Annotated in this window: 13 protein-coding genes and 1 pseudogene; 5 read left to right on the top strand and 9 right to left on the bottom strand. The window is 54.7% G+C overall.

Annotated elements, in window-relative coordinates; all coding sequences use genetic code 11:
• Positions 1 to 7 precede the first annotated feature (7 nt).
• Entirely contained in the window at positions 8 to 2,251 is a 2,244-nt protein-coding gene (locus ACW9IN_RS10045) for a dynamin family protein (protein ID WP_220698810.1), read from the top strand.
• Between the two features lie 155 nt (positions 2,252 to 2,406).
• A complete protein-coding gene (locus ACW9IN_RS10040) occupies positions 2,407 to 4,593 on the top strand; it encodes a dynamin family protein (protein ID WP_457365742.1) in 2,187 nt (728 codons plus the stop codon).
• Between the two features lie 332 nt (positions 4,594 to 4,925).
• Here ACW9IN_RS10040 and ACW9IN_RS10035 read toward each other — a convergent pair whose 3' ends face one another.
• Together ACW9IN_RS10035 and ACW9IN_RS10030 are read right to left on the bottom strand one after the other, a co-directional pair.
• The gene (locus tag ACW9IN_RS10035) at positions 4,926 to 5,978 is read right to left on the bottom strand and encodes an ADP-ribosylglycohydrolase family protein (protein WP_096426790.1); all 1,053 of its coding nucleotides are present in this window, start codon (positions 5,976 to 5,978) and stop codon (positions 4,926 to 4,928) included.
• Positions 5,979 to 5,987: 9 nt separating this feature from the next.
• Positions 5,988 to 6,245: a hypothetical protein gene (locus tag ACW9IN_RS10030; RefSeq protein WP_096426791.1), complete on the bottom strand. Its 258-nt coding sequence runs from the start codon at positions 6,243 to 6,245 to the stop codon at positions 5,988 to 5,990.
• 119 nt (positions 6,246 to 6,364) lie between these two features.
• On the opposite strand from ACW9IN_RS10030, the gene ACW9IN_RS10025 reads away from it, so the two are divergent.
• Positions 6,365 to 7,240 carry a WYL domain-containing protein gene (locus tag ACW9IN_RS10025; RefSeq protein WP_096426792.1) on the top strand — a complete coding sequence of 292 codons (876 nt, stop codon included), beginning with the start codon at positions 6,365 to 6,367 and terminating at the stop codon, positions 7,238 to 7,240.
• A 195-nt stretch (positions 7,241 to 7,435) separates the two neighbouring features.
• On the opposite strand, the gene ACW9IN_RS10020 is transcribed toward ACW9IN_RS10025, so the two are convergent.
• The 3 genes from ACW9IN_RS10020 to ACW9IN_RS10010 form a co-directional block, all read right to left on the bottom strand.
• Positions 7,436 to 7,648, bottom strand: a complete 213-nt coding sequence (locus tag ACW9IN_RS10020) for a hypothetical protein (protein WP_172901756.1) — start codon at positions 7,646 to 7,648, stop codon at positions 7,436 to 7,438.
• Positions 7,649 to 7,877: 229 nt separating this feature from the next.
• The gene (locus ACW9IN_RS10015) at positions 7,878 to 11,288 is read right to left on the bottom strand and encodes a TM0106 family RecB-like putative nuclease (RefSeq protein ID WP_096426794.1); all 3,411 of its coding nucleotides are present in this window, start codon (positions 11,286 to 11,288) and stop codon (positions 7,878 to 7,880) included.
• Positions 11,289 to 11,353: 65 nt separating this feature from the next.
• Positions 11,354 to 12,835 carry a hypothetical protein gene (locus ACW9IN_RS10010; protein ID WP_265535286.1) on the bottom strand — a complete coding sequence of 494 codons (1,482 nt, stop codon included), beginning with the start codon at positions 12,833 to 12,835 and terminating at the stop codon, positions 11,354 to 11,356.
• Between the two features lie 219 nt (positions 12,836 to 13,054).
• Here ACW9IN_RS10010 and ACW9IN_RS10005 point away from each other — a divergent pair, with 219 nt between their 5' ends.
• Complete coding sequence (locus ACW9IN_RS10005; protein WP_033968774.1) at positions 13,055 to 13,702, top strand: HEPN domain-containing protein; 648 nt, start codon at positions 13,055 to 13,057, stop codon at positions 13,700 to 13,702.
• A gap of 239 nt (positions 13,703 to 13,941) precedes the next feature.
• On the opposite strand, the gene ACW9IN_RS10000 is transcribed toward ACW9IN_RS10005, so the two are convergent.
• The 3 genes from ACW9IN_RS10000 to ACW9IN_RS09990 form a co-directional block, all read right to left on the bottom strand.
• Positions 13,942 to 14,610, bottom strand: coding sequence for an inovirus Gp2 family protein (locus ACW9IN_RS10000; RefSeq protein WP_034100791.1), 669 nt, complete (start codon positions 14,608 to 14,610; stop codon positions 13,942 to 13,944).
• Positions 14,611 to 15,099: 489 nt separating this feature from the next.
• Positions 15,100 to 15,279 carry a helix-turn-helix transcriptional regulator gene (locus ACW9IN_RS09995; RefSeq protein WP_023442851.1) on the bottom strand — a complete coding sequence of 60 codons (180 nt, stop codon included), beginning with the start codon at positions 15,277 to 15,279 and terminating at the stop codon, positions 15,100 to 15,102.
• Between the two features lie 78 nt (positions 15,280 to 15,357).
• Complete coding sequence (locus tag ACW9IN_RS09990; protein ID WP_179113964.1) at positions 15,358 to 16,218, bottom strand: hypothetical protein; 861 nt, start codon at positions 16,216 to 16,218, stop codon at positions 15,358 to 15,360.
• A 661-nt stretch (positions 16,219 to 16,879) separates the two neighbouring features.
• On the opposite strand from ACW9IN_RS09990, the gene ACW9IN_RS09985 reads away from it, so the two are divergent.
• Positions 16,880 to 17,560: a hypothetical protein gene (locus tag ACW9IN_RS09985; protein WP_146018919.1), complete on the top strand. Its 681-nt coding sequence runs from the start codon at positions 16,880 to 16,882 to the stop codon at positions 17,558 to 17,560.
• Positions 17,561 to 19,059: 1,499 nt separating this feature from the next.
• On the opposite strand, the pseudogene ACW9IN_RS09980 reads toward ACW9IN_RS09985, so the two are convergent.
• Positions 19,060 to 19,460 (bottom strand): annotated as a pseudogene (locus ACW9IN_RS09980) (transposase); the annotation flags it as partial.
• Between the last annotated feature and the right edge of the window lie 54 nt (positions 19,461 to 19,514).

Genomic DNA, 19,514 nt, shown 5'->3' with positions numbered 1-19,514 from the left:
CGACCTAATGGATTACCAATCACTCGTCGCTTTTAGCGAAAGCCTGCACACGCTGGCAGCAAGCAACCAGGACCTGTTTGAGCGCGAAATCGAGCAGTTCAAGCGGCTGAACGGCATCGACCAACCGCAACAGCTCGCGCAAGCGTGCCAGACGCTGCAGGACCAGAACCGGCTGATGAACATCGGTATCGTTGGCCGTGTGAAAGCCGGAAAGTCATCGCTGCTCAATGCGCTGATTTTTAATGGCGAGCCGATCCTGCCCAAGGCCGCAACGCCCATGACCGCTGCACTGACCACCATTACCTGGGGCGAAGTGTTCCAGGCCAAGGTTGAGTTCTACAGCGAAACGGACATCGCCGCGATCCGCTTCAAATCGGACCAGTTCGAGCAACGCCTGGCCACGCGCAAGCGTGAATGTCTGGAAGAACTGGTGAAGCGTCGAAACGCCCAGGCCAATGGCGCGCCCCTCGATATGGCGCAGCTGACGAGCATGGCCGATAAAAAAGCCTTGAGCGAACTGCAACGCGAAGAAGGCTTGTTCGCGGCATACGACCAGTTCCAGCGCATGAAGAAGTCAGAGCTCGATGCAGCCACCCTGCACCTGCACAGCGAGATTCAGGCAGGTAACCCGAAAGAGCTGGCGGCGCTTTTGCATAACTATGTCGGTGCCGACGGTACATACATGCCGTTCACCAAGACGGTTCATGTCGCCATGCCGCTGGAGGCACTGCGCGATATCTGCATCATCGATACCCCCGGCATGAACGATCCGGTCCAGTCGCGCGAAGAGCGCACGGTCGAATTGCTGAAAACCTGCGACGTAGTGTTCATCGTCAGCCCGGCTGGCCAGTTCCTCAATGAGCAAGACCTTGAGGTGATGGGGCGTATTACCCAGAAGGAAGGCATTCAGGAACTGGTACTGGTGGCCAGCCAGATCGACACACAACTGTACGGCAGCGAAAAACGCGCGCGCTTGAGCGATGCCGTGGAAGCCATCCGTGCCCAGCTGTCGGCACGGGCACAGAGCACCCTTGCAGACCTCAAGATGAGCAGCCCGGAAGTGGGCTCGGTGTTCGACAACCTGATCGGATCAGTACACCGTAACCTGCTGCATAGCTCCGGCTTGTGCCACAGCCTCAACCGCCGCTTCGAAACGCCCGAAACCTGGGACTCGAACGAGCAGGTGACCTGGGACAACCTGTCCACCGATTACCCGGATTACTTCACTCGTGACAACCAGGCACTGTCGTTGAGCAGCCTGGACAGCTTGGCAAACATTGACGCGATCAACGCCATGCTTGCCCAGGTGCGCGAGAAGAAAACGGAGATCACACGGGAAAAAATCGCCAACCTGATGGTTCGCAAACAAAAGAACCTTGAGGCATTCAAGGCGCTGATCATCACCCTGGCACGCAACCAGGTCATCCAGATCAAGAACGCCAACGTCGATCAGCTGGACGAACAACTGGCTTCGCTGGAATCGAAACGACTGGATCTCTCGCTGGAACTGGATGTCAGCTTCAAATACACCATGGCCGACTACCGCCAGAAGTTGCGTGACGACATGCGCAAGACAGCTGCGCAATTGCTTCGCGAGACGCAGTCCTCTGTCAAAGACGCGGAAGGCTCTTTCAGTGAAACCATTGTCGTCGACAACCCTGGGGTTGGCAGCTGGTTTGCCCGCAAGCTTTGGGGCGGCGGCACTACCGAGAAAACGGTCGTCCGCGCCAAGATCATCAGTAGCCAGGTCATCTCCACCATCAACGAGTTCATGAACGACATCCAGGATGAGCTGGGCGCCAAGGTGGAGAGCTCTCATCGCGGGTTGAACGAAGAGCTGGCCCGGACCCTCACGCCCAAGATCCGTGAGGTGCTTGAACAGGATGCCAATGCGCAAATGATCAAGCTCGCGATTCTTTCGATCATTCAATCGATTCCTGACGATGACTTTGATTTGGGCATTCCGTTGCCTGACTCCCTGAAAAGCAACGGCACGCTCAAGGGCTACGAGGCCGAACGTTTCAAGGATGCCGCCGATGACTTCATCGGCTCGTTGGGTAGCAAGGTCAAAAGCAAGATCAGTTCGTTCATCAACGATGTTGAACGCAACGCACCTTCCACCATCTCCAACTCCTTCGTCGATGAGATTCAACGCCGGATCAATGTGCTCAAGGATCAGGTCGACAACGCGGCTCAAACCATTGACCGGCTTGAACGTCTGGCACGCAAGGCCGAAGAGGTCACCCTGTGAGCAACCCGCCAGCCATTCATGAACAGGCACGCTCGACGCTGGAGTCGCTGTCCCGCTTCTGGCAGTTCAAACGCAAGAAGCTGGCAGCTGAACTTCAGGGCCACCTGGATGATGCCCAGTGCCAGCTCGACACGTTTTTCAGCACCAATCAGCAATTGTCCGCGCTGTGCGCGGGCCAGAACGACGAAATCGGCGAGCTAAAATCGCGCAACGGCTCGCTAGTCGATTCGTTGCAGCTTGAAACAGCCAATTTGGCCTCGACCTCCGAAGCGTTAGCGCAGGAGAAGGGCAAGCTCCAGAAGGCTATGCTCGCATTGGCCCAGGCCAAGGTGTACGCCAAGGATCTGGAAGAGCGGCAGGCTCAGGCCATGACCCAGATCGCAGGACTCGAAGAGCACCTTGCCGATCACAAGCAGGAGCTTGTCGACAAAGAGCGGTGCATTCAGGAACTCCAGCACACCCTGGCCGATACTCGACAGCAGATCGAAGCGCTGAACAACGTCAAACAGCGGTTGACCGAGCAGTGCGCCGAGCAGACTGAGCAGATCCGCACGCTGGAGTCGCGCAATGAGACGCTCAGCGACCAGTTGCAGGCAGAACAGGCCAATACGGCAGAGCTGGAAGCACGCAAGGACCGGGCGCTTGCCGAGATCGCCACCCTTCAACAGCAGCTAGCAGATCGCAAGCAGGCGCTGGTGGAAAAAGAACAGCGTATCGCTGAACTTGGGCACACCCTCTCGGACGCGCAACAGCAGATCGAAGCACTGAACGATGCCAAACAGCAGTTGGCCGAACAGTGCACCGGGCAGGCTGTACAGATCGACTCGCTGGAGTCGGACAATGAAGCGCTAACAACCCAGCTGCAGGCAGAACGAGCCAATGCGGCCGAGCTGGAGGAACGCAAGGCACAGGCGCTGGCACAAATTGCCGAGCTGGAGACGTACCTGGAGGAACATAAGAACCAGTTGATTTCCACGGAGCAGAACGTCGACCTACTGGAAAGCCTGACCGAACAACTGAAGGCCTCCCAGCAGCACCTGGAAGACAACTACGCCGACATCAACAAGCAGCACCTGTCGCTAACCGAGAAATTTTCCCTGGTGAGCAAAGTCCTGGCCCAGCAACCGCCCGGTAATGAAGAGCTGGCCAAATTCGCCGACCTGATCAACCACGACTATATGGAATTCGCCAGCCGAGAATCGTCGTTGGCCGGTGAAGCCCAAGCAGTGCTCGACATGCAGGCGATCCTCGCCGAGATGCAGATGCTGAACAACTTCCCGAGCATTGCCGGCAAAACCATCCTGAGCATTGCGGGTGGTTTCAGCAGCGGAAAGTCGGCGTTCGTCAACAGCTTCATCCGTAACCCGAGCGTGAAGTTGGCGACCGGCATCAACCCGGTGACCGTGGTCCCCAGCTACGTGGTGTGCTCCGAAGAAACCCGGATCAAGGGTTATTCGTATAACGGTGGGGCCATCGACCTGGAGCCCAGCCTGTACGCGTCGATGTGCCACGAATATGTTCAGGCCTTCGGCTTCGACCTGCGGCGCATCCTGCCCTTCATCAGCGTCAAGGTTCCCATGGACCCGGAGCTGTTCGGCAACCTGTGCATCATCGATACGCCCGGCTACAACCCGGGTACCACGGGTGGGGCCGCGGCCTCCGACCGTAGCACTGCAGCCTCCCTGGTCAATCAGGCATCGGCGCTGGTCTGGGTCATCGGCCTTGACCCGGCCGGGACCATCGACCAGTCCGACATCGAGTTCATCGAGTCCACGCCGTTCCGCGCAGAGTCGCTGTATATCGTGTTGAACAAGGCGGATGTGAAGTCTCAGGACGATATTCTCGAGATCATGGAGCAAGTAGCCGACGACCTGAGTTTCGCGGGTATCGAGTACGCCGGCATGTGCGCCTATTCGTCCACGCGCAAGAAAGACTACCCCTCCAGCGGCCTGACGTTCGAGCAGTTCCTGCGCTCGATCAACCGTAAAGTGGATGTAGTCGGCAAGGTTAACAGCAAGCTCGATACCGTATTCGATGCCTACAAGCAGGCCATCCAGGCCGATATTGCGCAACTGGAAGGCCGCAAGGGCGAGTTCAATGCGTTCAAGCTCGATGCACTGGAAATAGGCGGAACGGCGCTGTTTGACAGAATTGATCGAGCATTCCCCATCTCTGAGCAAATGTTCGATTCTTCCGGGCTGGAAAAACTCGTTGATGAATGCGAAGGCCTTCGTCGAACGCTCAAGCTGGCCGCTCGAAAAGCCCTGGAGGTTTGCGAACTCGTTCGCACCAGAACCTCTGTCGAGTCTGATGACTTCCTTCGCACTCGAATACGCCGCTAAACGCCGGCACACAGCGTGTTACTAACCCAGGCCTGCCTGCTGGCAGGCCGTTGCTGGCCAGGGCGCTGAACCCTGGCCTGTGCGCTCAAAATCGCCGCCGCGCCAGCAACTCCGCCAACGCCCCTTCAAGCCACCCGGCGGTGCGCATCTTCAGTGCCTTGCTCCCGCACCTCGGGCACTGGTCAAACCACTCGCCGGGCATCAGCACATCACTTTGCGGTGCCACTGTCTTTGTCCAACCGCATCCTTCACATTCAAAGGTGAAGGGCCTGGGTTTGATGGGCATTCTAAAGCTCCTTGGTCTCTTCGCTGATGTATTGCCATCGGTGCATTCAACTGCCCGGATAAGCCAATTCGATCTGCTCGTCGAACGCGCCACCAACCCCGCAGTAATCACGTGGAACACGCTCAAGATCCTCGGCTACCTGCACGATCACCTGGCGCAGTTCCAGGCGTTCGAACCAGCGGGCAGGAATGGCAGCAGCACCATACTGGGCACCCAACAAGTGCCCGGCGACAAGCCCTGTGCTGTTGCTATCGCCACTGTGATTCACCGCCGTGATCACCCCTTCTTCGAGTGATCGTGCTGTCAGCGCACACCACAGTCCAATCGCCAGCGTCTGTTCGGCGACCCAACCACCGCCAAGATCGCAAATGCGTTGCGGGGTTGGCTTATAGCCCTCGTAAAAGAAGAACAGCACCCGTTCAATAAGGCTGCGCGTTTCTTCCATACCAGGCACTTGCCCATACTTGGCCAAACTTTGAGTCACGGCGTGTTCCAGGCTGTCTTGTAGATCGACAACACGCTGAAGAATGTCTGCGAATAGCCCAGCCGCCAGGTAGCCCGTCGGATGCCCGTGCGTCAGGCGCCCAGATTGCGCTGCGTAGTCAAATGCATTGGCAAAGAATGCACAGGGCGCAACACGTACCAACGCGCCACAGCCTTTGCTGTTGTTTTCGGCAACCGCTCCCAGCTGCGCGCTGGCCTTGAGTGCGCTCAGGCAGGTTGTGCCAGGGGCGCGACGAGACCAGAGCTCCACCTGCTCGATCAGCCAGCCATCTGCGGCGACCGGTGTCGTCGAGGGGTAATCCTGGGTCAGCAGCCAGCGCAGCAACGCGTGGTGAATAACGCTCGGGACATGGCACGCCTGCCGTGAACTGCCAAGCACAAAAGCGCGCAGTAAACCTTCTGCGGTGAACAACATCATCTGCGTGTCGTCGCTGATGGCACCGGTAATGCCGTAAGCCGGGGCAAAATCAATGATGCCCTGCGGACCGAACCTGGCCTCGATGGCAGGCCACTCAAGAAACTCCACGGGGGCGCCAAGCGCGTCTCCGACAGCACCGCCTAGCAGGCAGCCTTTGATCCGTTCAAGTCTGTTCATGCCCTTCTCTTATCGCTCTGCACAGATCAAGTTCTGCAAAATCATGAGCTTGCTTTGCAACTGCTCGATGTGCCTTTTCTCAGCACGCAGTGCCGAACGTAGCTCCCGGTTTTCCATTTCCCAGATCCGCGCCCAACGCGCGTCCTTGCGACAGGCGAGCGCCACGTGCCAGATTTCTCGCAACCTCAGGTACTGCATCAGGAGCACCGTCAGGATCATCCCGATCAACACCAGCGCCCCTGTCGAAACCGCTTCAGACATAGTCATGTCCACTTCCTTTCGTGACTTCAACTTATTTCGAAGACAGACACACGATATGTAGTGATTAACGACAGGTCTAGAATGTAGACTTATACAGGTAAAGTATTCGCGCACATGGAGAGGGTATGAAACGCAAGCAATCCATTGAACAGGTACGCTGGGACCTGGCACTTCGCTATCGTTTGATCGAGACCGTTACCTGGTGGGAAGGCAGGCTGACCACGGGGCACTTGATGCAGAGCTTTGGCATCAGCCGCCAGCAGGCGTCCAAGGACATCAATACTTACATCAGCGAGCATGCGCCCAAAAACTTGACATATGACAAGCAGCTCAAAGGGTATGTGCCGAGCAAGCAGTTCAAACCCCTGTTCATCGACGACAGTGCCAGTGCCTATTTGCACCTGCTCTATCAGAACAATGAGCGTGCCCCGCACATCGACGGACTGGCACTGGCCTATGCGCACACCAAAGTGTTGGAAGTGCCGGATCGCCCCATTCGGCCGGAGATCCTGCGCCCCTTGCTCAAGGCTTGCCGCGAAGGCCTGCGCCTGGAAACCGAGTACGTGTCGTTTAATACCCCGAACGTAGAGGTTCGCCTCATCGCCCCTCACACGCTGGTCTACACCGGCATGCGTTGGCATGTGCGGGCTTACTGCGAAAAGAATGGCCAGTACCGTGACTTCGTGCTCAGCCGCCTGCGCGGGCAGCCGGACCTGCTCGACGAATCGCCGAACACACGGGAGCTGGATGAAGACTGGAATGTCGAGATTCCGGTTATCTTCGAGCCCGATGGGCGATTGAACGAGGCACAGAAGGCAATCATTGAAACCGACTTCGGAATGACGCAAGGACAATTGGTGGTGCCCAGCCGCAGGGCCTTGGTGAAGTATGTGTTGATGCGTTATCGGATCGACCCGCGCAACCTGGCGACGAGCCCTGAGGCCCAGCAAATTGTGGTGAGCAACCTCAAGGAACTGAGGCCGTGGCTGATGAATGACTGACGCTCAAATCCCTGAGACGAGGGGCATGACGTCCCGAGTCGATGGCCAGCTAATGCTCGTTCAGCCGCGGGTGTATCTGCTCAACCCTATTCGGAGGACGACTCACCCACGGCCAGCCAAGAAGAGATCCAACCGTCGAGGATTTCAGCCATACCGGCTGGCGACATCTGTATCAACAGTCAGGGCTGTCCCCAGTCACTGTAGCTTCCGCCCCATGCCTTGGGCCTCGATGATCATGCAGTCGAGCAGAGCGAGCATGTCATCGACGTCAATTTCCTGGAAGCAGCCCTTCGCCTCCTGCTCCAGGATCATGGCGGCGAATTCCTCGCTGTATTCGACCTCACCCTCGGTTTCAACTTGCGCAGGTGCTGGGTCATCCGAGTGACCATCCTCTTGATCGTTACACATCACGAACCTCGCGTTGAAATGGGACCTTAGCTGAACGGTCGCGCCAACTTGGCCCAAGCAGACACCCGTTGGAAGCAGAAAAAGGACGGAGTTGTCGACGTTATCGGCGTTTGTCAGGCCGAATCAGAGGCACGTCGGTCCAGCTCCTGTTTCATCTCCATGTATTCACGGACAAACTCGTAGCCCTTCTTGGCAACGACGATGACACCGATAATTGCGAACAGATTTTTCATAGCACAACCTCTTGGGATTGACGGGTTTCGTCGACCGTTCCGAACCTGACCGCCATGCACAAGCCGTTGACCAGGTTCATGTCTTGCGGCGTCTGGCAACGAATGGCCATCAGATCAGGACTGGCGACGATACAAGCCAGCGACTTCGCCCGACTGACTGCTACATTCAAACGGTTTTTCGAGTACAGGAAGCCGATGTCCCTGGGCAGGTAGTCTTCATTCGACGTCGCCATCGAGACGATGACAATCTCTGCCTCTTGCCCCTGAAACTTATCCACAGTGCCGACGCGCGCACCCGCCGGCAGCACTTGCTTCAACAGCTGTACCTGCAAATTGTAGGGCGCCACGACCAGGATGTTTTCGAGAGACACCGCGTGCTCCTCGCCGGTGTTATCCACAAAGCGCTGCTGCAGAAAGTACGTGTACAGCGCTTTGACGTACGCGGCTTCTTCATCGGAACTCTGGCCGTTGCCGTCGTGCTCAACAGGGCAAAACATCAGACCGCTGCCCGGTACGTCCGGGCGCTGGCCATCCAGTCGCAACACCTGCCGCTCGGCTCCTGGTGCCGACGACAGCTGACCTTCGTACACCGCATGAGAAATGAATGAGCAAACGTGCGGATGCATCCGCCAGGTTTGCGCCAGAAACACCCCACGGTCAGGCGCAATGGTGGGCGTGCCATCCAGCAGATAATCGAGGATAGAGTCACCGGAACGGCCAGGGTGCACGCCTTGCACGGGTTGCGACAATTGCATCTGGTCTCCCATCAAGACGATGTTGCGTGCCGCAATGCCCATGGTGACCAGGTTCGCCACGCTCACTTGCCCGGCCTCGTCGATGAAGAGGTAATCCAACGCCTCGGTGAAGGTCTCGTCGGCAAATAGCCAGGCGGTACCCGCAGTCAGGTCAATTCCCGGCCCCCAGGCATCAAGGAAATCCTTTTTGTCTTCGATGGAGCGAATGCAGCGACCAGTGAACTCAGTGCCATCTCCCTCCGATGACTTTTTCAACCCCTTGAATGCAACGCCCTCTGCTTGTGCACGAGACTCAACAGCAGCCAACAGGTTGTTGATGGCATGGTGCGAATTGGAGGTCACACCGATGCGCTTGCCTGCTTTGAGCAGGTCAACAATGACGTGCGAGCCCGTGTAGGTCTTGCCGGCACCCGGTGGCCCCTGAATAAACAGCACGCTGTTCTCGAGGTTGCGTACCACCTGCTTGATGGCATCCGTCGTCGTCAGGCGTGGATCCAGCAGTGGCGCACCCGGCTGGACGTCTTTCACCCGTGGAACGCGTCGATGGAGAAAGTCCGCCACCGCCTGGAAGCGCTGCTCACCGGCCAAGACGCTGTCGGCATAGCGAAACAGTGCCTCGCGCAGCGAAGTCGATGGAATCGGCCTACCGGGAATCATGTCGAAGTCATCCGGTGGCGCTTTGTTCGCGGTGGCTTTGAACATCGCCAGACACGCGTGACTGTCCAGGTTAACCAACTGCACATTGGCCAGGGACTCGGTGATGACGCCTTGGGAACCCGTGCGCATCTTGCTTTCTTGAGGTTCGAAACTGTATTCAAACAGAAATGATTTCTTGATCGGTTCGGGCGGCGTTTTTGTACGCCGCAAACCGGCCAGGCTCTCGATATCCTCCAGCAGCTCCTCAGTGGTCATGTCCTGACGACTGAACAACTGCCACCATGTCGGCTTGTCTGCCCGACGGTGGAAGTCGAGCAGTTGGAAGGTGAGCAACCTGACTTGATCCGCTTCGCTCAGAGCACATTCGGCGGCGGACAAGCCAGCGAGCAAACGATCGCGATAGCTTTCCAGACGAACCTCGATCTCCTTTTGTTCCGCTACAGCTTTCTCGCTTTCTGCTTCAGGCTCGGAAAGAGTGCTCGCATCCGAAGGTTTAATGCTCAAAAGCCAGTTGCGCAGAAGATAGGTGGATAGCACGTCGTCTTCGTTGTACCGCTCGATCTGCTCGAGCAACGCCGACTCGCCAGTCTCTTTCCAACGCTCATAAAACACGATGCTCGCACCGGCATTGGTAACGTCGCCGTCGCGCTGCCCCATGTAAAAATGCTCGATGTTCTTGATCGAGTAGCTGGGCTCAGACACCCGGATCGCTTCGCGCACGACCTTGTAGAGGTCGACCAGCTTGCCGTTGCGCAGCAACCAGTCCACTTGTGCCTCGCGTGTACCGTGCTGGCTCATCAGGCGCTTGATGGCCGTCTCTTCATAGCTGGCATAGTGGTAGACATGTGCGCTGGGGTAACGCTTGAGGTGGGCGATGACCCAGTCGATGAACTGCTCGAACGCGATCTTTTCTTCCTCTCGGCTATGTGCCCAGAAGGGTTTGAAGGATTGTTGGCCACCTTCGTCGATATACAGACCGAAGAGATATTCCAGGCCGCCCTCCTCCAGCGGATTGCCCTCCATGTCGAAAAACAGATCGCCTTCAACCGCCGTGGGCATTCGGCTAAAACCACGCCTTTTCCCCACGACCGGCAGAAACTCGAACAACGGGCCATCACTGGAACGCCCCTGGAACTGCAAACGCGCCTGATGGCGCAACTTGCCCAGCGACTCCACTTGCAACTTGGGGATGCGCAAGTCATCGGTACTGTTCGCCAACTGCTGCAATGTGGTCACTCCACCAGCCTGCAATTTCTTGATTTGCGAGCGGCTGATGCCGGCGACTGCCGAGAGGTGATCGTCTTGCAGCCGTTGTTCGTCACAGCGATCGCGCCACACACAAAACCCGCAATGCCCGCATGGCTCCGGGTACGTCACAGGTTGTCCGTCACCGTTCACGAACGCCGTGAAACGCTGCAGCACTTGCTCCAGATAATCGGCGTAGTCAGCGACCCGAAACGCCTGCTCCGTACGCGCAGAATCACCCAGTACGACATACATGAACTGCGGCTGTATGCCCTGGATTGCAATCAGCATTCGCGAGTAAAGCGCAACCTGCACAAGGAACTTGGCCTTTGCAGACTTGGCCAGCTTGGTGTCGATCACCTCATAGCTATGATCGCCCAGCGTCGACGCCCGCGGCACCTTACGCAGGAAGTCGGCATGCCCAATAAAGGCACCTTCCTGGAGCGAAGCCTGGAAGATGATGTCCGCACCAGCCTTCATGGCCTCAATGGTCAGTTCCACCCGCCGCGCGAAACTCGGATTGCCCTCGGCAATGTCGACTACGTGAGCATTTTCGCGTTTGAGTCGTTCAAGAAACGTCGCTTCATGAGCGAGCCCCTTGCCCTGGATCAGGCGGTTCTGCTCGCTTGCCGGCGCTTTTTCCATAGGGGCAACAAGATGCTGAAGGTCCAGTGCCGTTAGGTGCTGGCACTCCAGAAAACCACAGATGTCTGAGGCGGAATACAACTGAACGCCGTTCCGGGTTTGCATGGTTGTATTCCACCCTGTGAAAGGCCAAGGGGCACATGGTGCTGCGCAAATGTTGCGTGTGTTGCTCAGGCGTCGAGCGAGCAGTCCTGGTAAAACTGCTCGAACAGACTCGTTGGCGAGTGCTGCGCATCAAGCAGGCCGAAGTGCTTGCCCACGTTACGCCCCAGGGCCATGAGTGTCCTTGCAGAGTTCTCGGTACCGGCATAGCCGGCACTCACGATGTAGTCGACACGATCCTTGTCGGTCGTCGCTCGCGCATACGCGTTGCCCGTGATCAACACATCCACCAAGCAGACACTGACGCGCTCATCACCGACTGTGAACGGCTCGAGGGCCTCGGTAGCCAGGGCCGCACGCAATCCGTCCTCACCACCGGCGACGATGCGCTCAAGCTGTGCAAGCGGTCGGCCGAACAAGTCGAACTCTTCAATGGAAAACGGGAAACAGTAGCCCTGTGCAGTGGTACGCGTGAGCGGCTTCTCGTCACGCGGCTGGGCCACCAGCCATTCAACAAACGAGGCTTTGTTATCGAGAGCACCGCTGTAGCGGAAGGCCAGATAATCCTTGAGAACCTGGCTGAAAGGATGCCCCGTGGGCACCCAATTAATGCCTCCACGCTCGCAGTCCTGCGCCTCGACTTCTGGCTTACCCGCTATGGAATTAGACGCCAGCGCCAGACCAAAGCAGCGAAGGTCATAGCCAAGCATGAACAGGCTGGCCTCGAGGGCATGGCAACGCGCGGGGAGAGTCCCTTGCCCAGCAAACCAATTGGTACGCTCGAGCAGCGCTCGAATAATCCAGCCCAAGCGCACTTGCCAACGCGCCCACTCGGCATAGTCGATCGTCGAAAACTGCGGCGCCGCCACGCTGTTCAGGAACGCTCCCGGGTTGCGGATCTGGCTGCCTCGCGCGCCGCCGGACGGGAACATCAGCAAGGGTTTACCACGCCCCGCCCACTGCTGGCGAAACAGCGAATACAACATGGCAATCGCAGCGCCCACACGGCTGTCATAGATTGGAGAACCGGACAAATCGAGCAAGGCGTGAATCTTGGTCAGTCCAGAATCGAAACGCTCGACACTGCTAGCGTCGAGGTCATCCAGGTCATTGTCACCCTCGAGCGTCATGAGTCCGGCCATCTTTTTCAGGTAGCCCGACAACTCGCCTTTGGCCGCCAGCCGGTGCAAGAACGGTATGGCGCCCCGCACGCCGCCCCAACGAAGAATCTGCAAACACGCCTGAAGCGCTTGTTGCTCATCACCTGCGTTGACCGCACTCGTCAGCCACTCACGCAGTTGCCCCAAAGAGCGTTGGGTTTCAGCCCAGGTTTCAGACTCAACCACACTCTGGTTGGAGTCGTGCCAGCTTGCCTTCCAGCGATAGTGCTCAAGTACCCGCTCAATCCCCTGGACATCAACCGTCAAACCGCCAGGTACAAACTTGCTGGACTTGAAGCGCAGCTTGAACGTGAGCGCCGGCAAGTTGGCTGCCAGCCATGCAACGAAAGATTCCACTTCGGGTTGTGCCAGGAACTGTTCACGCTTCATGCAAGCCGCCTTGCGGGCAATGTCGAATGGCCATACCCTAAGCAAAATGGCAGGCCACGTCCACGTTGTCTGTTCATACAGGTAAACAAATTGAGCAGGTTCTAATGCCCTGAATAGACGCTTTTCAACGCCAGCGGCGATTGGCCCGGCCACCTGTAAAGTTTTCAGGCACACGCTACCTCTTTACCGACCGCCCACGACTTCAAGGATCGGCACTTCATGGACCATCAAGCACTCAAAGCCCGTCACCGCCAGGAACGTGAAGGCCACCATCCCAACCTCACCTTGCGCGTTCATCGCGCATTAAGCTGGCTGAATCGCGCCGAGCAGGCGGATGATCTTGATGGGCGCTTTATCTTTCTGTGGATCGCCTTCAACTCTGCCTATGCCACGGACATTGATGAGCAGTTCCGACTTTCCGAGCAGTCCACGTTCAAGGCGTTCCTGGACAAACTCTGTGCGCTAGACACGGCCAACCTGATCGAGAACCTGGTCTGGTCCGAGTTCTCAGGCAGTATCCGCGCATTGCTGGACAACCCCTACGTATTTCAGAGTTTCTGGGACAACCAGAACGGCAAGATCAGCGAGCAACAGTGGACCGAGCGGTTTGCCAGCGGTCGACGAGCAGCGCAGCAAGCGTTAGCCAACCGCAATACCCCAGCAGTACTCGGTGTTCTGTTCAATCGAATCTATACATTGCGTAACCAGGTAATGCATGGGGGCGCAACCTGGAACAGCAGTGTGAACCGGGATCAACTGCGCGACTGCTCGAACCTCCTCGGCAAGCTGGTGCCTGTGATTATTTTGCTGATGTTGGATAACCCGGAAACGCTATGGGGTGATGCTTGTTATCCGGTTGTTGCTTAGGCAGACCACATTCCAATCCCGCGATGACCGGTGACAAACCAAGTGATTCCGCTTGCTGCTTACACTGAGTGGAAGGCGTTAACACGCGTTTGAATATGCGCGAATGCTTTGCCTGTAGGAAGTCAACGCAACAAGAATTTGAATTCGGGGCTCGAATTTGTCCTCAGTGACAAAGCCCTCCAAGCCCTCAGGAAGGCAAACTGACCTGAGGGCTGGACTGGGAACAAGCTACTTACCCTCTATCCTCGGCTGAATCCGAAGCCATGAGCGCCCTCCCCATAACGCTTCGTCGCAGCTTTACAAAGGTAGCTGGCACGATGAAACAGATCAGGTAAGTAATCCACATTCCCTGGCCGGACCTCCCGGTCTACTCGGTATTCCGCATTAGACGGGATATGTACCAAGCCCCTCACTTGCTCAACCTCGCACTTTAACGCACTGGCCCAAGCCTCCTGCATGCGGCTGATCATGTTCGGCCTCTGTGGCTGTAACCGCCCGATTGTGTAGTAGGCGTCCCTGTTGAGCAGGATCAGCAGGTGGTAATGCTGTCGCCCTGCCTCGCTCCTCTCTCTCGCCCAGACGTAACGTACCCTGCAGTCATGGGCGTACTTGTTCTGCTCACGTGCTTTCTCACGATTGTGCTCAATTTTTGCTTTGAACGACTCGATGAACCTACTAATCACACGGTTTGACAACGCATCATCCGGAATACCCCCAAAACGCGGAAGACGCAGGTCCACCCTGAACGCAATCACCCTAGGATACTGATCAAGTGCAAGGTTGATGGTGCGACTCAGGGCTTCAAGGTATCCAAGTATAAAAGGGCCTTTTTCACCCATTATCGGCAGGCCCTGAAAAGTATCTGCTGAGTACAAACGAAGATTACGGTTCTCTGAAAAACGACGCATGGTTACTACCTACTCTACTGAAGTTCATATCTTCAGTCGGCTTGGTAGTTATTTACACGTTCACCGCAACCCATTGAGCTAGACCTCAACGAGCTCATCACGCAGATACCAAAGTTCAATATCGATCACCTAAACCATACTGCCAACCGCAAGGTATAAAGTAGACATTCATGATAGATACCCGCTAGAGGGACATCTATGACCTTAACCTAATGATTCAATATCAGGCCCTGCATGAGTGACAGGCAGGAGTTATTAAACAGTAGCGCTTAGAACACTAAAGCATACTACCCGCACCGAAAGCTCCAAAAGCATAAACCCTAGAGAAAGTTAAAGCATTCCTGTTCAGAGCCAGAAAAACAACGCCACCAAAAGGTCCGGCAAAAAAACATCATGTCCGGGAGTCAACCGGACATGATGTTTTCATTGAAAGAAAATAAAGCAAACAAGAAGCAGACCAGCTGCCAAGAACAACCCCATCAATACCTACTAATTTCTCTCAACTAGCCTAGACTGAATCCAGGAATGAACCTCTGACTCCAACCAGCCAACAGAGCGCCCGCCTAACGAAATAGGCTTCGGAAATATCCCTTCAGCAACGTACTTATACACCGTAGATCGGGCCAGACCAGTAATTTCAATAACCGTTTTCATTCGAAGTATGCGCATGACCAACTCCTCAAATCCGTACACAGGATCTAGGAGGCCGGTAAAGAGTTACTGACCATTACTGGCATACAGAGCGATTTACCCCCGATACCGATAGCGCGTGGGAGTATGAACCTGAAAAAGAAGGCCAAAACGATAACGGTCAATCTCAGGCATCTCCTCCTCACTTGAAAACCTCTCACACGTAGGCTCGCCAAGATTGCTCTCATTCATGACATAGCACTCTCCTGCTCGAAAACTATTACCAGGAACAATCAACAGAGACCGGCCAACAGCAAACCGCCCAAAGTATGTGCCGGGCTCAAAACTCGGCAGGATCTGCAACCCGGCAATTTCGTACGCAAAACCCTTAGCACTTAAAACCAAACTCTGCACACGCCGAGCCATCAAAACAGCGACTACATAAACGAACTCAAAAAACAGCTCGCTTCGAAGGCCATCATCCTTGAAATCTCGCCCTGTGCCCGTTCCTTTACTGAAATCTTTCTTAATTCGCAGCTGCAATTCATCATCAGAATTAAACTGACCTAGTTCCAAGGCTTTCCAATGCTTGGACAGTAGCCCTGACGCGTACTCCTCCAATCTAACCTGAAGCGCCCTCGACGAGCTTCTATCCTTGGCTAAAGAAGAAAACAACCCCGCCAGCGCATTAAATCTATCGCTATCAGGCAGTATTCCAGAAAACTTTTTATGCCTCTCGAATTCCAGCCCTTTGCCAAGCCCCGCAGAGCCAATGATGACTGCAACCTCACTCATCTCCCCCGAATCCCCACTGGATTTCGAGACGAAAGTTAGCACGATCGCTCCCGAAGTACCTTTTTGAAAAAAACCATGATGAAAATTAATAAAGTAAACTGACTTTGAAACGCCCAATACAACAGATGTTGCAACACCCGGAATCACCCCTCTCATGACCCTCAGAGCGATCAGCTTGTGCACCTGGGCCTTTATTCGATCTCGATTCAGACCAGTAGCCTGGGACAGCCTGGATACTCCGATTCCCCGTACAACCCCAAATTGATCGGCGTATAGAAGCAGAGTGGACAGTAGCAACCGATTACAAACACTCAAGCCACCCTTACAATTTTCCGCAGAAGGGTTCAGTACGTGATCAATTCTCGGTCTATTTATCACATTGAGCTTTTTGTTTTCGTCTTCTAACAACCTAGACAACTTACTTGACGCCCGATACCCACTCTTGGGGCGTCCCCGCCCGCAGACGATAGGTGTGCGTATCAAAAGATCTTCGGCCACCAATTCAGCCAGAGCGCTAGATACCACACGATCCGTAGCACCTGAGGCCTTGGCTAACTCCTTAACCCCGATTGTGATCGACTCCCACAACCCGTACATCTGCACGAACCTTACAAGGACAAACTTCGCCTCAGGGCTCACCCCAGCCAATCCAAGACCCAACAGAACGCAGTGCATCACCCACCCTCACCTCTTCAGGAAGGCAGCCATTAAATCGTAGAATAACACCCTGTTTCAAGCACATGTAGAATAGTCTATGCTACTACGTAACGTCACTCCGTAACGGCGCATTAAAAATTACCCTATATAACCTTTAATTCTAATAAGCGCATTAGCGAGGGATTCCTTGGAAAAGGCACAAAACAGACTTGGATGGATAAAAAAAGACAACCAAGACATGCTGAAGTGGGCCATTCGATATTTAAACAATCACAGAGCAAGTATTCCCGAGCAAATCACCTACGACGGGCTTATAAGGGAATCTGAGAAATGGCCTGAAGGCAGTGAAATACGAGAGCTCTTAAAAAAGATGAAAGGCGCCTGGCGCCAAAAGAAACTGAGAGAAAGCCTAAATGGGAAAAAGCCCAGCAACTTTATACTTTCGAATTCAGCAAAGAAATGTCTGGAAAATTTAGCCAAATCAAGACACAGCACCATAACCGAAACACTGGAGTGGTTAATTAAAAATGGAGTTGAAATAAAAAATCAATACCGCGACCAACTCAACGAGCTAAACAAGTCCCACCGCAAACAACTCGACGATTATCAAATAGCGGCTATCACTCTCACTGAAAAACTAAGCGAATCTCTAACCGAAAACTGCAAATTAACCCTTCAAATCGAAGCATTAACTCCCACCCCGAAAAGTCTTCCAACCCCACATAAGGACCAGATCGAAAATCTTTTCAGAAAGAAAAAATCAACACTCTTGAAATCAAGTTCAATCATCAAAAGAGAAGCCATACGCATACACGAAAGGCAGATACAACCAACAATCCACCACCTTGAGCAGGAGCTGGAGAAATGAATAGCTCCTAAAAATCACCCAATCAGTACTGCAACCGAAAAATCATCGGAAGATAAACCGCGTCCTGCGCTCAGTATTTTATTTCCGTCTGATACCTAACTGGTTATGAATTTTAATTTTCGGCATAACAATGCAATTACACCAGCAACCTTAGATATTCTTTACTTACTAAACCGAGGCTTCATACGTCTGAAGATACGACTTGGAGAATCACTAAGACCAAACTTTAGCGTGTCACCCAGCACCTTCTGACCGACTTTTCTAGCCTGGCCACTGGTACCAAATCACACCCATACTTGGAAAGCACCTCTGCCACAACCAAGTTTTCAGAAGTATTCCGTCAGGTCTGTTACGGGAGATGCTGCACCGTCACCTTAGGTAGTCTTGGAGTAAGATCCGCGAACTCGGCAACACTACTTAGACCCGACTTTTATTCCTTTCAAAACCCTCAAAGACTATCTTTCTATAGACGACCAAAATACTCAAAAGCTAAAACTCGGTCAAAGCTTTCCAAACCTGCTCTTGATTGATTGGCCACTTCAGCCAAAAAAGATCCAGCACCTGGCCGGCTGGACCGGCGAAAACATCACCAGGTAGCAGCTAGTGAAAGATACAAATTCTTAATACCTCGCAAAGTAAGTACCCTCAGGGTAGCAACTGACCCTTCAACATATCCTCGCAAGCGTCAAGAAACTTTATACTAATTGCATGACCAGCTCATTACAGTCGGGCGAAAGCCAACTTGCCGCTAGGGATTTAGTTATCAACCACCAAGGAAATCCTTATGCAACCAAAATAAAAAATCAATAACGCTTTATAACTCATGATCATAGCGTCGGTCATGTAAGCCTAAGACTGCATCACCTGACACAACTAGGTGAGATATCTAGCCTGATTATAACTTGTCCGGATTTTGCTCCTCTCGGCATGCGCCAATTCACGCTCGAGCACGTCCGAGCGAGATTCCATCTAGTTGAGCATGGTCCAGGCGCTGGCGCGAATGTCATGGGCTGAAAAGCCGATGCGGTCCTTACCCATGCGTTCGGGTCCTGGACTCAATGTCGTTGCTGTCATGCACTCATCCGGCTTGCGATAATAAGGAAATAGCAACCGATTCGCTCCGTATAGGTGAGAAGCTCACGTAGAAACTCGACCGCCGGAAGACGCAATTCGGACAGGATCCAGATCAAATCCCACCAATCCGCCCTGCAGAGTTCTACTGTGCGAACAAAGATGAAAGCATCATATGCAGCACAATCCACGTAGTCTTGTACAAGCTGTTCGGCCTGTCTGTTGTGTGCCGGGCGGACACCCCAGAAAATCCGTGACCTAGTATTTCTCGCTCATTGCGCACATCAGCCAGTCCGATCTCTCGGGATGCCTCGATCAACTTGCTGCGCAGTGACGGCAAGTCGTAATCTGCTCGGCAAGCAGCGCTATTTGCTGAAAACAGCCTGACGCAGCGTGCGTCGAGGGCGTTTTCTGCCCGGTTCTCCGTATTAAGCGCGTGACTCGCCCATACTCATCAGGTGTTTTCGAGCCATCCGCAGGTTCGACAGAGCGAACAGGGTGGTCAACTGAGCCGTGTTTTTCATCAGCCCGCGAAAGCGTACTTTCACGTATCCAAACTGGCGCTTGATCATCCGAAACGGGTGCTTGACCTTGGCGCGCGTTTGGGCTTTGAGATACTCGATTTTACGCTTGGCCTTGTAGATCAGACCGCGCTTGTTGAGCTTGGAATAGGTGCCGCGCCGGGCAGCGATCTGCCAGATCACCTTACGACTTTTGTGCTCCTCGCGCTTCTCGACACCGGTATATCCGGCGTCCGCGTACACCGCGTTTTCGTCGCATGCAGCAGCTCTGCGACCTGGGTGACGTCAGCTACATTCGCGGACGGACCCTAGGTAAGCGGTTGTGAAGGAACGATCTAGCAATAGCACACTGTCAGCCCCCC

The sequence above is a fragment of the Pseudomonas sp. SDO5271_S396 genome, assembly GCF_054071795.1.
Note: the sequence above shows the minus strand (reverse complement) of the source record. Positions and strands in the feature narration are given on the sequence as shown.

Coding starts and splice junctions, on each gene's coding strand:
- ACW9IN_RS10025 (WP_096426792.1), top strand. CDS start 6,365: ATGAAACGCAAGCAATCCATTGAACAGGTACGCTGGGACCTGGCACTT.
- ACW9IN_RS10015 (WP_096426794.1), bottom strand. CDS start 11,288: ATGCAAACCCGGAACGGCGTTCAGTTGTATTCCGCCTCAGACATCTGT.
- ACW9IN_RS10045 (WP_220698810.1), top strand. CDS start 8: ATGGATTACCAATCACTCGTCGCTTTTAGCGAAAGCCTGCACACGCTG.
- ACW9IN_RS10035 (WP_096426790.1), bottom strand. CDS start 5,978: ATGAACAGACTTGAACGGATCAAAGGCTGCCTGCTAGGCGGTGCTGTC.
- ACW9IN_RS10020 (WP_172901756.1), bottom strand. CDS start 7,648: ATGTGTAACGATCAAGAGGATGGTCACTCGGATGACCCAGCACCTGCG.
- ACW9IN_RS10010 (WP_265535286.1), bottom strand. CDS start 12,835: ATGAAGCGTGAACAGTTCCTGGCACAACCCGAAGTGGAATCTTTCGTT.
- ACW9IN_RS10030 (WP_096426791.1), bottom strand. CDS start 6,245: ATGACTATGTCTGAAGCGGTTTCGACAGGGGCGCTGGTGTTGATCGGG.
- ACW9IN_RS09995 (WP_023442851.1), bottom strand. CDS start 15,279: ATGCGCATACTTCGAATGAAAACGGTTATTGAAATTACTGGTCTGGCC.
- ACW9IN_RS10000 (WP_034100791.1), bottom strand. CDS start 14,610: ATGCGTCGTTTTTCAGAGAACCGTAATCTTCGTTTGTACTCAGCAGAT.
- ACW9IN_RS10005 (WP_033968774.1), top strand. CDS start 13,055: ATGGACCATCAAGCACTCAAAGCCCGTCACCGCCAGGAACGTGAAGGC.